At 73.3% G+C, this 14,233-nt stretch carries 14 protein-coding genes and 1 pseudogene; 8 read left to right on the top strand and 7 right to left on the bottom strand.

The window, feature by feature from the left end; genetic code table 11:
• The first annotated feature begins 253 nt into the window (after positions 1-253).
• Positions 254-1,693: a cell division protein PerM gene (locus OIE51_RS17565; RefSeq protein WP_326598662.1), complete on the top strand. Its 1,440-nt coding sequence runs from the start codon at positions 254-256 to the stop codon at positions 1,691-1,693.
• A gap of 17 nt (positions 1,694-1,710) precedes the next feature.
• Here the strand turns inward: OIE51_RS17565 and OIE51_RS17570 are convergent, their stop codons facing one another.
• Positions 1,711-2,457: a hypothetical protein gene (locus OIE51_RS17570; protein WP_326598663.1), complete on the bottom strand. Its 747-nt coding sequence runs from the start codon at positions 2,455-2,457 to the stop codon at positions 1,711-1,713.
• Between the two features lie 141 nt (positions 2,458-2,598).
• Here OIE51_RS17570 and purN point away from each other — a divergent pair, with 141 nt between their 5' ends.
• Together purN and purH are read left to right on the top strand one after the other, a co-directional pair.
• A complete protein-coding gene (gene purN, locus OIE51_RS17575; protein ID WP_326598664.1) occupies positions 2,599-3,234 on the top strand; it encodes a phosphoribosylglycinamide formyltransferase in 636 nt (211 codons plus the stop codon).
• Complete coding sequence (gene purH, locus OIE51_RS17580; RefSeq protein WP_326598665.1) at positions 3,231-4,841, top strand: bifunctional phosphoribosylaminoimidazolecarboxamide formyltransferase/IMP cyclohydrolase; 1,611 nt, start codon at positions 3,231-3,233, stop codon at positions 4,839-4,841. The genes purN and purH overlap by 4 nt, the downstream gene beginning before the upstream one ends.
• On the opposite strand, the gene OIE51_RS17585 is transcribed toward purH, so the two are convergent.
• Together OIE51_RS17585 and OIE51_RS17590 are read right to left on the bottom strand one after the other, a co-directional pair.
• Entirely contained in the window at positions 4,813-5,178 is a 366-nt protein-coding gene (locus OIE51_RS17585; protein WP_326598666.1) for a hypothetical protein, read from the bottom strand. The two genes, purH and OIE51_RS17585, sit on opposite strands and share 29 nt — an antisense overlap.
• Positions 5,179-5,281: 103 nt before the next feature.
• Entirely contained in the window at positions 5,282-5,974 is a 693-nt protein-coding gene (locus OIE51_RS17590) for a DUF4234 domain-containing protein (RefSeq protein ID WP_326598667.1), read from the bottom strand.
• A gap of 291 nt (positions 5,975-6,265) precedes the next feature.
• On the opposite strand from OIE51_RS17590, the gene OIE51_RS17595 reads away from it, so the two are divergent.
• Entirely contained in the window at positions 6,266-7,123 is an 858-nt protein-coding gene (locus OIE51_RS17595; protein ID WP_326598668.1) for a bifunctional methylenetetrahydrofolate dehydrogenase/methenyltetrahydrofolate cyclohydrolase, read from the top strand.
• 35 nt (positions 7,124-7,158) lie between these two features.
• The gene (locus tag OIE51_RS17600) at positions 7,159-7,572 is read left to right on the top strand and encodes a DUF3017 domain-containing protein (RefSeq protein WP_326598670.1); all 414 of its coding nucleotides are present in this window, start codon (positions 7,159-7,161) and stop codon (positions 7,570-7,572) included.
• Between the two features lie 76 nt (positions 7,573-7,648).
• On the opposite strand, the gene OIE51_RS17605 is transcribed toward OIE51_RS17600, so the two are convergent.
• The 3 genes from OIE51_RS17605 to OIE51_RS27000 all read right to left on the bottom strand — a co-directional run bounded on the left by OIE51_RS17605 (position 7,649) and on the right by OIE51_RS27000 (position 10,260).
• Positions 7,649-8,536 (bottom strand): glycine betaine ABC transporter substrate-binding protein, encoded by an 888-nt coding sequence (locus OIE51_RS17605; protein ID WP_326598671.1) that lies wholly within the window; start codon positions 8,534-8,536, stop codon positions 7,649-7,651.
• Between the two features lie 134 nt (positions 8,537-8,670).
• Entirely contained in the window at positions 8,671-9,660 is a 990-nt protein-coding gene (locus OIE51_RS17610) for a malate dehydrogenase (protein WP_326598672.1), read from the bottom strand.
• Between the two features lie 36 nt (positions 9,661-9,696).
• Positions 9,697-10,260: a hypothetical protein gene (locus OIE51_RS27000; protein WP_442811949.1), complete on the bottom strand. Its 564-nt coding sequence runs from the start codon at positions 10,258-10,260 to the stop codon at positions 9,697-9,699.
• Positions 10,261-10,429: 169 nt separating this feature from the next.
• On the opposite strand from OIE51_RS27000, the gene trpS reads away from it, so the two are divergent.
• From trpS to OIE51_RS17630, 3 genes and pseudogenes are all read left to right on the top strand, one after another.
• Complete coding sequence (gene trpS / locus OIE51_RS17620) at positions 10,430-11,446, top strand: tryptophan--tRNA ligase (protein ID WP_326598673.1); 1,017 nt, start codon at positions 10,430-10,432, stop codon at positions 11,444-11,446.
• A 77-nt stretch (positions 11,447-11,523) separates the two neighbouring features.
• Positions 11,524-12,099, top strand: a complete 576-nt coding sequence (locus tag OIE51_RS17625; RefSeq protein ID WP_326600667.1) for a 2'-5' RNA ligase family protein — start codon at positions 11,524-11,526, stop codon at positions 12,097-12,099.
• A 78-nt stretch (positions 12,100-12,177) separates the two neighbouring features.
• Positions 12,178-12,936: pseudogene (locus OIE51_RS17630) on the top strand (YihY/virulence factor BrkB family protein); the annotation flags it as partial.
• 64 nt (positions 12,937-13,000) lie between these two features.
• On the opposite strand, the gene OIE51_RS17635 reads toward OIE51_RS17630, so the two are convergent.
• Entirely contained in the window at positions 13,001-14,227 is a 1,227-nt protein-coding gene (locus tag OIE51_RS17635; protein WP_326598674.1) for a D-alanyl-D-alanine carboxypeptidase family protein, read from the bottom strand.
• Positions 14,228-14,233 lie beyond the last annotated feature (6 nt).

Below are 14,233 nucleotides of genomic sequence, written 5' to 3' on the forward strand. Positions count from 1 at the left end.
CGAGCGTCAGCCGCCGCCTGGCACGTTCGCTCGTCGCGCGGATCACCCGTGCCGGAACGGGAGCGGACCGGCGGGTCCGCCGCGAGGCTCGGTCAGCAGCTCGGTCAGCAGCTCGGTCAGCAGCTCGGTCAGCACGGAAGCCCGCTGCTCGTCCCGGCAGGCGGTGAGAAGAGGGACATGTGCGCATATCGAGCGACACCACGGTGAAACCCCGTTACCCGCCCCCGCCGGCTGTTGTTGGCAGCATGGCCGCGTGCGACACCCTCTCCGATGGCTTCTCGAAGGGCTGCTGGCCGCCGGTCTCGGGCTCGGCGCACTCGCCGCGCTCGTCCTCCTCCTGTGGACCCTCTCGCCCTACCCCGACAGTGGCGCCGACGGTGCCCTCCGCGTCGCCACGGACCTGTGGCTGCTGGCCCATGGCACGGAACTGCTGCGCTCCGACACCCTCGGCGGCACCCCCGCCCCGGTCGGGCTGACCCCGCTACTGCTGTGCGCGCTGCCGGGCTGGCTGCTGCTGCGCGCCGTCCGCGCCGTGGACTGGGGAACGGAGCCGGCCGGGGCCACCCGCGCGGCGCTGTGGATCACCGGCGGGTACCTGCTCGCCGGGGCGGCGGCCGTCCTCCACACCCTGCCCGCCCCGATCGACGCCAGACCGCTGAGCGCCGCCGTGCATCTGCCGCTGTTCGCGTTGACGGTCACGCTGGCCGGGGCCTGGGCGGCGTGGGGCCCGCCCGCGCCGTGGCCGTTCCGCCGGCTGCCACCGGGGGTGCTCGCCGCCCTCGACCGACGCCGGCTGCTGGCCGCCGGCCGGATCGCGGCGGCCGGGACCGCCGCGTACTGCGCCGCCGGGGCGCTGCTCGTGGCGGGGGCGCTGGTGCTGCGCGCGTCGGCCGCGCAGGACGGCTTGGGGCAGCTCAGCGGCGAGTGGTCGGGTCGGCTGGCGGTGCTCCTGCTGGCCCTGGCGCTGGCCCCCAACGCGGCGGTGTGGGGGGCGGCGTACGGACTCGGCCCCGGGTTCACGGTGGGCGGCGGCACCGCGGTCGCGCCGCTGGGCGTCAGCGGCGCCCCGGACCTGCCGCCGTTCCCGCTCTTCGCCGTGCTGCCCGCGCAGACGCCCCAGGGTCCGGCCCTGTGGACGGCCGCCCTGGTGCCCGCCGCCGGGGTGGCGGCGACCGCGTGGTTCGCCGCCCGCGCCGCCGTGCCCGTGCGCGGCGAGCGGGTCACCGCGTCGGGTCGGCAGGGCACCGCGCTCACCGTGCTGCTCGCGGCCTGCGGCACCGGCGTGGCCCTCGGCCTGCTGGCGACGCTGGCCGGCGGGCCGCTGGGCAGCGGCGCGCTGGCCGAGTTCGGACCGGACGGCCTGCTCGTGGCCCCGGCCGCCGCCGGCTGGACGGCCGTGCTCGGCACCCCGCTGGCCCTCGCGCTGCGGTCCCGGCGGCTGCGCCGGCCCCGGTGGCTGCGGCAGTGGGTCACGGCGCGCGTCGCGCGGGCCGCCGTCGTCGTCCGCCCGCGTGGGCTCCCGCGCGCCCCGCGCCGCCGCCCGGCCCCCGGGGGAACGGACGACGCGGACACGTGGCACGCCACGGGCGCCCGCAGAACACGCTGGGCGGCCCTGAAGAAGACCTCCGGCGCGCTGGTCCCCGAGATCCCCCGGACCCCGGACCAGCCGCCGGAGAAACGGCCCGGACCGTAGTTCTCCGTTCTCGGCCCTCAGTCCTCCTCGCCCAGCACCCGGCGGAGCCGGTCGGGGAGGAGGTCTTCGCACGACTCCCTGGACGGGGAGGTCAGGGCTTCGTCCACGCAGTCGAAGTAGTCCTTGTAGACCAGCTGAACGGTGTAGGTCGTCGCCACGATCACCAGTGCCGCCGACGCCAGCACGATCCCGGAGATCGCCGCCGTGAGCTGCGGCCGGGCCGGGCGGCCGGCCGGGGGAGCGGGGGCGGCGGGGGGCGGTGGCTTGCCCTCCAGGGCCTCCAGGCGGCGGTTCCTCGGCTCTCCGTCGGGCTTGGGGCCGCCGCGCAGCGCGCTCACGCCCCAGTACAGCGCCAGGGCGCCGAGCAGCAGGGCCAGCCATTCCCAGCCGAGCAGTCCGCTGAAGACGCCCCACATGCCCGCCAGCACCGCGTACCGCGCGTGCCGCTGGGCCGGATCGGCCGGGTCCCAGCGGCCCCGGGCGCCCGGGCCGTCGCCCGCGCCGGGGCCGCCACCGCTCTCGGGGTCGCGCCGCGGCGGCTCGCCGAAGGCGCCGCCGTCCCGCTTGGGCTGGCGCCTGCTCCACTGGCTGCCCCAGCGCTGGCGTTGCTCATCCTGCCCGGCGTCGCCGCCGGCTCCCCCGGACGGCTCCGGGTGACGCGGTCGCCACGGCCGGTCGGGCTCTCCCTCGGGCGGCGGGGCGAAGGGGTTGTCCTCCTCGCCCGGCCGCTCCTGCTGGCCGGAGGCACGGCGTCGGTCCGTCATCGTGGTCGTCGAATCTCCCTCGTGGCTGCGGATGGGTCCGGTGCCTTCGACCGTACCTGGCCCGGGCGGCCCCACGGCACGGGGGGAGCGGGGCATGCCGGTATCGTGGCGGCAGACCGTCCCCAGAGAAAGACCCCCATCGTGGCCGCTCCCACGGAGCCTTCGTCTCCGGCCCGCGTCGTCGTCCTCGTCTCAGGATCGGGGACCAATCTCCAGGCACTGCTGGACGCCACCGCCGAAGGCGGCCCGGCGTACGGCGCCGAGGTGGTGGCGGTGGGCGCCGACCGGAGCGGCATCGAGGGACTGCGCCGGGCCGAGCGCGCCGGGCTGCCGACGTTCGTCCGCCGGGTCGCGGACTTCGCCTCGCGCCCGGAGTGGGACGTGGCGCTGGCCGACGCGGTCTCCGCGCACCGGCCGGACCTGGTGGTCTCGGCGGGCTTCATGAAGATCGTCGGGGCGGAGTTCCTGGCGAGGTTCGGCGGCCGGATCGTCAACACGCACCCGGCGCTGCTGCCCAGCTTCCCCGGGGCGCACGGCGTGCGCGACGCCCTCGCCTACGGTGCGAAAGTGACCGGCTGCACCGTCCACTTCGTGGACGACGGCGTGGACACCGGGCCGGTGATCGCGCAGGGGGTCGTGGAGATCCGCGACGAGGACGACGAGGCCGCGTTGCACGAGCGGATCAAGGACGTGGAGCGCAGGCTCCTGGTCGACGTCGTGGGCCGGCTCGCCCGCGACGGGTACAGCATCAAGGGACGAAAGGTGTATATCCCGTGACCGCCGAAGAGACCGCCCGAACCGCCCGCGAGGCGAAGCGGCCCATCCGACGTGCGCTGGTCAGCGTCTACGACAAGACCGGTCTGGACGAGCTGGCCCGGGGCCTGCACGCGGCGGGGGTGCGGATCGTGTCCACCGGCTCAACGGCCGGGAAGATCGCCGCCGCCGGGGTGCCGGTCACCCCGGTCGAGGAGCTGACCGGCTTCCCCGAGTGCCTGGACGGCCGGGTGAAGACCCTCCACCCGCGCGTCCACGCGGGCATCCTCGCCGACCTGCGCAAGCCGGAGCACCGGGCGCAGCTCGACGAGCTCGGCGTCGAGCCGTTCGACCTGGTGGTGGTCAACCTCTACCCGTTCCAGCTCACCGTCGAGTCCGGCGCCTCGCCCGACGAGTGCGTGGAGCAGATCGACATCGGCGGCCCCTCGATGGTGCGCGCGGCGGCGAAGAACCACCCGTCCGTCGCGGTCGTCACCGACCCCGAGCGGTACGCGGACGTGCTGGCGGCCGTGGCGGACGGCGGGTTCACACTGGCGGAGCGGCGGCGGCTGGCCGCCCGCGCCTTCCAGCACACGGCGGCGTACGACGCGGCGGTGGCCGGCTGGTTCACGCAGCTCGACGCCGTCGAGGCGGCGGACGCGGACGAGACGGCCGAGGGTGAGCTGTTCGTCGAGCGGGCCCGCCTGACGTTCGGCCTCGAACGGGTGTTGCGCTACGGCGAGAACCCGCACCAGGCCGCCGCGCTCTACACCGACGGCGGCGGCACCGGCCTGGCGGCGGCCGAGCAAGTGCACGGCAAGGAGATGTCGTACAACAACTACGTGGACACCGAGGCCGCCCGCCGGGCCGCCTACGACCACGAGCCGCCGTGCGTGGCGATCATCAAGCACACCAACCCGTGCGGCATCGCGATCGGCGCGGACGTCGCCGAGGCGCACCGTAGGGCGCACGCCTGCGACCCGCTGTCCGCGTTCGGCGGGGTCATCGCCGTCAACCGGCCGGTCTCGGTGGCCATGGCCGAGCAGGTCGCGGACATCTTCACCGAGGTCATCGTCGCGCCCGCGTACGAGAACGGCGCCGTCGAGGTGCTGGCCCGCAAGAAGAACATCCGGGTGCTGCGCTGCCCCGAGCGGCCCGAGGCGGTCACCGAGTACCGGCCGATCGACGGCGGCACGCTGGTCCAGGTCACCGACCGGCTCCAGGCCCCCGGCGACGACCCGGCCGCCTGGCGGCTGGTGACCGGCGAGGCGCTGGACGCGGACGGGCTGGCGGATCTCGCCTTCGCCTGGCGCGCCTGCCGGGCGGTGAAGTCGAACGCGATCCTGCTGGTCAAGGACGGCGCCACGGTCGGCGTCGGGATGGGCCAGGTCAACCGCGTGGACTCGGCCAGGCTGGCGGTCCAGCGGGCGGGCGCGGAGCGGGCGGCGGGGGCGTTCGCGGCCTCGGACGCCTTCTTCCCGTTCCCGGACGGCCTGGAGGTGCTGACCGAGGCCGGCGTCAAGGCCGTGGTGCAGCCGGGCGGTTCGGTCCGGGACGAGCACGTGGTCGAGGCCGCCCGGGCGGCGGGGATCTCCCTCTACCTCACCGGGACCCGGCACTTCTTTCATTGATCGTGGAGGGGCCATTGATCGTGGAGGGGCCATCGCTGGCGGAGGGGCCATTGACCGAGGACGCGCCACCGGTCCCGGCGGCCGGCGTCAGCGGCGGGCGGTGCAGGAGGTCGACGACCACCTCGTGCACCACCTCGTGGTCGCGCGGGTCGTACAGCGTGTACGGCCCGCCCTCCGGCGTGTACCACTCGTCGGCGCCCGCGTAACGGACCCTCAGCGTCAGCGCGCCGTCCGGCCCGGCGCTGCTGTGCAGCTCCAACTCGCCGGTGATCACGCCGACTTCCTTGGTCATCACGCCGCCGCGAGGCGCGGTGAAGACCGAGTACCTTTCGCTCATACCGGATATTCGACCACGGACACCCCGTGATCGCCCCTCAACGCCGCGTCCGCGCGCCGGGCTTGACGGCCCGGGCGCGCGGACGGCGGCGGTGCGGTGAACCTCAGGCGACCAGCGGGAGCTGGGTGCCCTCCGGAGGGTTCCGGTAGTGGGTGTTGATCTTGTTCAGCTCGGACTGGTAGTAGATCGTGTGCGTCCCGAGCAGGATGTACAGCAGGATGCCGAGGCCGCCGCTGCACGACTGCGGCAGACCGGCCGCGCGCTGGGCGGCCTGGATCCGGGTGGCGGTGTTGTAGACCGAGACGAACGGCGGGACGACGATGTACGCGCCGGGGAGGAACGCCAGCACGCTGACCCCCGGGTTGACCACGATCCGCCGGTCGAAGAGGCCGAGCTCCTTCTGGATCTTGAACCACCACACCAGGCCGTAGATGCCGAGGGTGATGAGGGTCAGGCCCCAGACGCCGAGCGGATTGCGCGTCTTCATCGCCAGCCCGAACCCGGCGGGAGACACGGGCATGCCGGGCGGTACGGGCCCCGGCGTCACCGGGTACGCGCCCGGCTGCGGCGCGCCCTGCCCCGGGCCCGGGTACGCGCCCGGCTGCGGCGCGCCCTGCGGCGGGTAGGGGCCGGGCTGCCCACCCGGGTAAGGACCGGGCGCTCCCCCTGGGTAGGGGCCGGGCTGTCCGGGCCGACCGTCCTTCTGGAGGCCCTGGCCGGGGACGCCCTGCGGCGGATACGGACCCGGCTGCCCGCCCTGCGGCGGCTGCCCGGGGGGCGTCTGATAGTTGCTCACGTCTGTGGGCTCCTCGTGATTCGTCTGCTCTTGTCCGGGTGCGGGGACGGCCGCGGCCGTGGTCTGCGGCCGGGCGAAAGGGCCTGGGAAGCAGAGGCTGTGAGGACGTGTGCGTGACGACGCCGTAACCGCGCGCGCTTCCCCCCGGGGCGGCACCAGCGGGTCATTTCATCCTTTGGTCGGTCCCGCTGTCCAGCCGGGCGCAAGGACTGTGGCGAAGCTGCAACATGCCCCCGGCCCGGCCGGGGGCTGATTGGTGACCTGGGGCCCCCATCCGCGAGGATAGGGGGCATGAGCGCCCAGATTCTCGACGGCAAGGCAACCGCCGCCGCGATCAAGTCCGATCTGTCCGTCCGGGTCGCCGCCCTCGCGGAGCGCGGCGTGGTCCCGGGCCTCGGCACGCTGCTGGTCGGGGAGGACGTCGGCAGCCAGAAGTACGTGGCCGGCAAGCACCGCGACTGCGCGGCTGTCGGGATCGCCTCCATCCAGCGGGAGCTTCCCGCGACCGCGACCCAGGAGCAGATCGAGGCCGTCGTCCGCGAGTTGAACGAGGACCCGGCCTGTACCGGGTACCTGGTGCAGCTCCCGTTGCCGCGCGGCATCGACGTGAACCGCGTGCTGGAGCTCATCGACCCGGCCAAGGACGCGGACGGACTGCACCCCACCAACCTGGGCCGCCTGGTGCTGGGCGAGCCCGCGCCGCTGCCCTGCACGCCGAACGGTGTCATCCACCTCCTGCGCCGCTACGGCGTGGAGCTGGCCGGCGCCCACGTCGTCGTGGTCGGCCGGGGCGTCACCGTGGGCCGGTCCCTCCCGCTGCTGCTCACCCGCCGCACCGAGAACTCCACGGTCACCCAGGTCCATACCGGCACCCGCGAGCTGTCCGCGCACCTGCGCGACGCCGACATCGTCGTCGCGGCGGCCGGTGTGCCGCACCTGGTGAAGCCCGAGGACATCAAGCCGGGCGCCGCCGTCCTCGATGTCGGCGTCAGCCGGGACGAGCACGGCAAGATCGTCGGCGATGTGCACCCGGGCGTCGCCGAGGTCGCCGGCTGGCTCTCCCCGAACCCCGGTGGCGTCGGGCCGATGACCCGGGCGATGCTGCTCCAGAACGTGGTCGAGGCCGCCGAGCGCGCGGCGGCCGGGTGACGGACGGGCCGGCGAAGGAAGGGGAACGGCGATCCATGGGGGCGAACGGCACGACATGGCGCGGGCGCAGGCGGATCCGGGACAAGTACCCCACTCGGGGAACGGCCCGGCCCGAGGGCGGGCAGCGCAGCGCCGGCGGCGACGCGCCGGCCCCGATACGCCAGTGGCCCCTGCTCGCGGTGCTGGGGGCCACCGTCGCCGGGCTGCTGATCACCCTGGCGGACTTCCGTATCGGCCTGCTGACCGTCGGTCTCGCGCTGCTGGCGGGCGCGCTGCTGCGCGGCTGGCTGCCGGCCGTGGGCATGCTGGCGGTGCGTTCGCGCTTCACCGATGTGCTGACCTACGGGGTGCTGGGCGGCCTGATCGTCCTGCTCACGCTGATGGCGGAGCCCAACCCGTGGCTTGAGGTGCCGATCCTCAGCGACGTGCTGCGTTTCTCGGCGGGGTGATCCGGCCGGCCCCGCCGCCCCCACCGGCGCCGCCGCCCCCACTGACTCCGCCGCCCCGGTCGGCCCCCGGCGTCGGTCAGCCGCCCGCCAGCCAGGAGGCGACGGCGTCCGGGTGGTCGGTCACCCACCGCTCGGCGGCGGCGGCCGGGGAGAGGCCCTCGTTGGCGATCAGCTCGGCCACCGCGTTCTGGTCGTCGGCGGTCCACGAGAAGTTCCGCAGGAACACGGCGGCCGGGCCGCCGTCCGCCGCGAAGTCGGCGTTGAGGTATTTCCGCAGCTCTATGCGCGGGTAGTAGCCGGGGAGGTCGACCTCCTCCAGCTCGACCTCGGTGGCCAGCCAGTGCGGCTGCCAGAAGTACGTCAGCAGGGGCGCGCCGCCGCTGCCCGCCCGGTATATCTCCTCGACCAGCGCGTCCTCGCTGCCCGCCGCCACGGTCCGCAGGTCGAGCCCGAGCTCCTCGATGATCGCCTCGTCGCGGGTGGCGTCCTGCGGATCGCCCTGGAGCACCGCGCCGCCGAGGAGGTCGGCGAAGTCGTTCAGGTTGCGCCACTGGAGGGCCCGCGGATGCGCCTCGGCGAAGTCCGCCGGGACGAACCAGCCGACGTGCCCGGTGATCCCGAGCCCGCCCGCGTCCACCACGTCCTTCTTGTGCTCGACGTGCAGCTCGGTCTTGTCCGGCAGCGCGCCCCAGTCCTCCAGGATCGCCTGTATCGCGCCGTCGCCGATCGCGTCCCAGGCCGTCGCCTGGTCGGTCGGGTAGGTCACGACGTCCACGCCCAGCTCGGCCTCCAGCACGTGGGCGGCGACCGCCGCGTTGGCCTGGCCGCCCGGCCAGTCCGGCATCGCGATGTAGACCGGATCGGCCTCCGCGCCGCCCGTCACCCTCCCGGCGACGCTGCAGGCGCTCGTCGCGACCAGACACAGGGCGCCCACTCCGGCGAGGAGAGGGTGACGTTTGGCCATGGTGTGGCTTTCCTTACGGCTTCCGTGCGGTGGGTCCCGGGGACGGGTGTGGCCCCGACAGCGAATGTGTGGGGGCCACAGATGTGACGATATTACGTCCCCGGCGTCCCGGGTGAGGGCGCTCGGACGAGAGCTCAGATGAGACCGAGTCCCCGGACCGCGTCGCGCTCCTCCGCCAGCTCCCGCACCGAGGCGTCGATGCGGGGGCGGGAGAACTCGTTGATCTCCAGGCCCTGGACGATCTCGTACGAGCCGCCCGCGGTGGTCACCGGGAAGGAGGAGATCAGGCCCTCGGCAACGCCGTAGGAGCCGTCGGACGGGATGGCCATCGAGGTCCAGTCGCCCTCCGGGGTGCCGTTCACCCAGGTGTGCACGTGGTCGATGGCGGCGTTCGCGGCCGAGGCGGCCGAGGACGCGCCGCGGGCCTCGATGATCGCGGCGCCGCGCTTGGCGACCGTCGGGATGAACTCGTCGGCCAGCCACTTCTCGTCGCCGACGGCCTCGGCGGCGTTCTTGCCCGCGACCTCGGCGTGGAAGACGTCCGGGTACTGGGTGGCGGAGTGGTTGCCCCAGATGGTGAGCTTCCGGATCTCGCTGACCGGGACGCCCGTCTTCTTGGACAGCTGCGACAGCGCCCGGTTGTGGTCCAGGCGGGTCATGGCGGTGAAGCGGTCGGCCGGCACGTCGGGCGCGGCGGCCTGGGCGATCAGCGCGTTGGTGTTGGCCGGGTTGCCCACGACCAGGACCTTGACGTCGTCGGCGGCGTGGTCGTTGATGGCACGGCCCTGCGGCTTGAAGATGCCGCCGTTGGCCTCCAGCAGGTCACCGCGCTCCATGCCCTTGGCGCGGGGGCGGGCGCCGACGAGCAGCGCGACGTTGGTCCCGTCGAAGGCGACGTTCGGATCGTCGGTGATGTCGATGCCGGACAGCAGCGGAAAGGCGCAGTCGTCGAGCTCCATGGCGGTGCCCTCGGCGGCCGGCAGGGCCGGGGTGATCTCCAGCAGCCGGAGCTTCACCGGGGTGTCGGGGCCGAGCAGGTGCCCGGACGCGATGCGGAAGAGGAGCGCGTAGCCGATCTGGCCGGCGGCGCCGGTGACGGTGACGGTGACGGGGGTGCGGGGCATTGTGTCTCCGGATTCGGACGATGACTGCCGGGTCGCTTACGTGTCCGAGGTCCTCTCCACGTCAAGAGACCCGGGGGGCAGGTTATCTGACGCCGTTCCGGGCACCCCGCCCAGCTGGAGGCGGGGCGGGACGCCCGGGACACGGCGTCGGGGGCGCGTCAGGTACGCGCGATCTCTTTCCTCAGGCTCTCGTCGAGCGCCGCGAGGAAGTCCTCGGTGGTCGGCCAGGGCTGGTCCGTGCCGACGCGGCACGTCGCTCATGATGATCGGCTCGCGGGAGAAGACGCCGCCGGGGATGTTCCGGATCGTGCCGTTCGGGGAGCGGTACATCCGCTTCGGGCCGAACTCCTCGACCCTCGCCTCGTCCGGCGAGACGGTGGCGCGCGTGACGCCGACGCCGTGCTCCCTGATCGCGTGCGCCGCGTCGACCGTGACCTGGTCGTCCGTCACGTCGCGGTGCTCGATCCCCAGGTCGTCGTACTCCGGGTCGACATCGAGATACGGAAGGATCAGCCCGTCCGAGATGAACCGCCGGATGACGCGGGTCATCTCGTCCCCGTCGAGCTTCATGACGGGGTTGGCTACCTTGGTCGTGGCCATGAGCGCGGTCTTTCCCTCTCCAGCGGCCGGGTCCGGGCACCTTGATATCTCGTCATCAAGATACCCGGGGTCCAGGGTAGCCGCCCGGGTTTCCGGGGACCGCACCCGGCCGGTCCGGGCGCGGCACCGGGGCGGCAGACACGGACGGGTTACCTGAGACAATGACGGCATGGCTGCTGAACGTCCTCGCGTGCTCTCCGGAATCCAGCCGACGGCTGGCTCGTTCCACCTCGGCAACTATCTGGGCGCCGTCCGCCAGTGGGTGGCGCTTCAGGAGACGCACGACACGTTCTACTCGATCGTCGACCTGCACGCGATCACCGTTCCGCAAGACCCGCGCGCGCTGCGCGAGTCCAGCCGGCTGGCCGCCGCCCAGCTCCTGGGCGCCGGGCTCGACCCCGCGCGCTGCACCCTCTTCGTGCAGAGCCAGGTGCCCGAGCACGCGCAGCTCGCCTGGGTGCTGAACTGCGTCACGGGCTTCGGCGAGGCGTCCCGGATGACCCAGTTCAAGGACAAGGCCGCCAAGCAGGGCGCCGAGGGCACCACGGTCGGACTCTTCACCTACCCGGTGCTCCAGGCCGCCGACATCCTGCTCTACCAGGCGGACCTCGTGCCGGTCGGGGAGGACCAGCGCCAGCACATCGAGCTGACCAGGGACCTGGCCGAGCGGTTCAACGGGCGCTTCGGGCGGGCGTTCACCGTCCCCGGGCCGTACATCCTGAAGGAGGGCGCGAAGATCTACGACCTCCAGGACCCGTCGATCAAGATGAGCAAGTCGGCGTCCTCGCCCAAGGGCATCGTCTGGCTGATGGACGACCCGAAGACGTCGGGCAAGAAGTTCCGCGGCGCCGTCACCGACACCGACACGGTGATCCGGTACGACCCGGAGACCAAGCCCGGCGTGAGCAACCTGCTGACCATCTACTCCGCGCTGACCGGGATCGGCGTCGGGGAGCTGGAGGAGAAGTTCACCGGCCGGCTCTACGGCTCGCTGAAGACCGAGCTGGGCGACGTGTTCGCGGACTGGGTGGCGCCCTTCCGGGCCCGCGTCCAGGAGTACCTGGACGACCCGGCCGAGCTGGACCGCCTCCTGGCCCGGGGTGCCGAGAAGGCCCGCGCCATCGCCGCCGGGACACTGGCCGACGTGTACGAGAAGGTCGGTTTCCTGCCCGCGGGTGCACACTGACTGAGGGACGATTCCAGGACGGACCGAGGACATTCCGCGGACGAACGACAGGGAGAGTCGACAGGGACATGGAGCACGTGGGGACCGTCACGCTCGGCGTGTCGATCGCGGTCCCGGAGCCGCACGGAAGCCTGCTTCAGCGCTGCCGTCTCGGCTTCGGAGACGCCGCCGCGGCCGGCATCTTCACCCATGTGACCCTGCTGCCGCCCACCGAGGTGGACGCGGCGTGCCGACCGGTGATCGACGAGCACCTGGCGGGCATCGCGGAGGCGGCCCGGCCGTTCCGCATGCGGCTGTGCGGCACGGGCACCTTCCGGCCGCTGTCCCCCGTGGTCTACGTGCGGGTGGTCGAGGGTGGCCTGGCCTGCGGCCGGCTCCAGGAGCGTGTCCGCGAGCGCGGCGGGCCGCTCGCCCGCGAGCTCCAGTTCCCCTACCACCCGCACGTCACGGTCGCGCACGGGGTGGCGGAGAGCGCGATGGACAGCGCGCAGGCGGAGCTGGCGGACTACGAGGCCGCCTGGACCGTGAACGGCTTCTCGCTCTACGAGCAGGGGCCGGACGGGGCCTGGGAGCCCCGCCGGGAGTTCCGGTTCGCGCCCTATCCGCGCCAGCGCAGGCCGCGGCCCCGGCAGTGGGCGCCCGAGGCCGCGTGAGCGGGGCGGCGCGAGACAGCTCCCCGGCGCGTGTCACGTGCGGGATTCGGGGCACCCGGTCCTAGCGTGGCCGACGTTATGCAGCGACTGACCCGGGTGCCGAGGATCGGCGCCGTGGTGGCGTGGTTCTTCCGCAGCCGTGGGTGGCAGGTGTACCAGCACCTCGACGCGCGACAGTGGACGCGGCTGGCCGCCGCGATCACGTTCACCAGCTTCGTCACGCTCTTTCCCGCGCTCGGTCTCGCCGCGGCCATCGGCGCGGTGCTGCTGGACGAGCGGCGCCTGGACGACGTCGAGCGGTGGTTCTCCGACCAGGTCCCCGGCATCTCCGACCAGCTCGACCTGGCGGCGTTCTTCGACCACGCCGGGACCATCGGATTCGTCTCGGCGCTCCTGGTGATCTCCACCGGCGCCAACTGGGTGGACGCGCTGCGCGGCTGCCTGCGCGCGGTGTGGGACCTGCCGGAGCCGGAGGAGAACTTCATCCGGCGCCGGATCACGGACGTGGGCGTGCTGGCCGGGCTCGGCGGCGTGACCTTCGTGTCGCTCGCCGCCTCCGCGCTGGGCATGAACGCCTTGCACTGGGTCACCCGCTGGCTCGGCGCCGCGATCCTCTTCCAGATCGTCGTCTATCTGCTGGCGATGGTCGTCACCTTCTTCCTGCTGGCGTACATGCTCGTCTGGCTGCCCGCCGTCCGGCCGCCGCGGCAGGCGGTGATCACCGCCTGCCTGATCGGCGCGGTCGGCTTCGAGTTGCTGAAGCTGCTGCTCGGCAGCTATCTGACCGATGTCGCCGGCCGGAACGTCTACGGCGCCTTCGGGGTGCCCATCGCCCTGCTCATCTGGATCAACCTGATGGCGAAGCTGCTGCTGCTGTGCTGCGCCTGGACGGCCACCGCCGTCACCCCGGAGGAGCGCTCCCGCGTCGACGCGCTGGACGTGGAAGAGGCCGAATCGGAAGCGGATGCCGACGATGGAACACATACGCCCCGGCCGCCAGCAGTGCCGCACCTGAGGCCGTGACGCCGAGCACGACGACGCCGCTGGCGGAGCCGCCGCCGTCCGACGGCCCGGCCGCGCCGTTGAGCGCGGCCTCGTCGTCGGCGTTCTTGCCGCCGTCCTCGGTGGTCTCCGCGACCTCGGGCAGCTCGTCGAGCGGCGGCACCAGCTCGCCGACGGGCTCCACCGTCCCGGCCGCCTCGAAGCCCCAGTCCAGCAGGTCGGCGGCCTCCCGGTAGACGGCGAGGCTGTCGTCCTCGTCGGGGTGCATGACGGTGACCAGCAGCACGCGGCCGGCCCGTTCGGCCACGCCGGTGAAGGTGTGGCCGGCGGTGGAGGTGTAGCCGTTCTTGACGCCGGCGATGCCCTCGTAGGGCTCCAGGCCGGGGGCGCCGACCAGAAGCCGGTTGGTGTTCTGGATCGCGTAGGACTCGCGGTCCTCGCCCTCCCCGGCGCCGGGGAACTCGGCGTGGGGCGTGGCGGCGTACTCGCGGAAGTCCGGGTTCTGCATGCCGGACCTGGCGAAGAGGGTCAGGTCGTAGGCCGAGGACGTCTGACCGCGCGCGTCGTAGCCGTCCGGGTTCACCACGTGGGTGTCGCCGGCCCGCAACTCCTCGGCGCGCTCGTTCATTTCGGCGACCGTGTCCTCCTTGCCGCCGTTCATGGCGGTGAGGGCGTACACCGCGTCGTTGCCCGAGGCGAGGAAGACGCCGCGCCACAGGTCCTCGACGGTGTACGTCTGGTAGTCCGCGATGCCGACCGCGCTGCTGCCGGGGCCCATCTCGGCGAAGTGCTCCGGACGCGCCCGGTACAGGTCCTCGCGGTCGAACTTCGGGATCACCGTGTCGGCGAACAGCATCTTGAGGGTGCTCGCGGGCGGCAGGGGCTTGTGGGCGTTGCGCGCCGCGAGCACCTCGCCGCTCTCGGCGTCGGCGACGATCCAGGACTTCGCGGTCAGGTCCTCGGGCAGCTCCGGCACCCGGCCACCGGAGTGGACCTGGGTCCCGGGTCTGCCCAGCAGTTCACCGCCGACGGTCGACATCCGCGGCGGGTCGTCGGCCGCGGCGGCGGGCGTGAGCAACGTGGGGGCGAGGGGGATTATCGCGAGAGCGAGCGCGCGAACGGACATCCGAAG

The organism is Streptomyces sp. NBC_01803 (assembly GCF_035917415.1).
Taxonomy (GTDB): domain Bacteria; phylum Actinomycetota; class Actinomycetes; order Streptomycetales; family Streptomycetaceae; genus Streptomyces.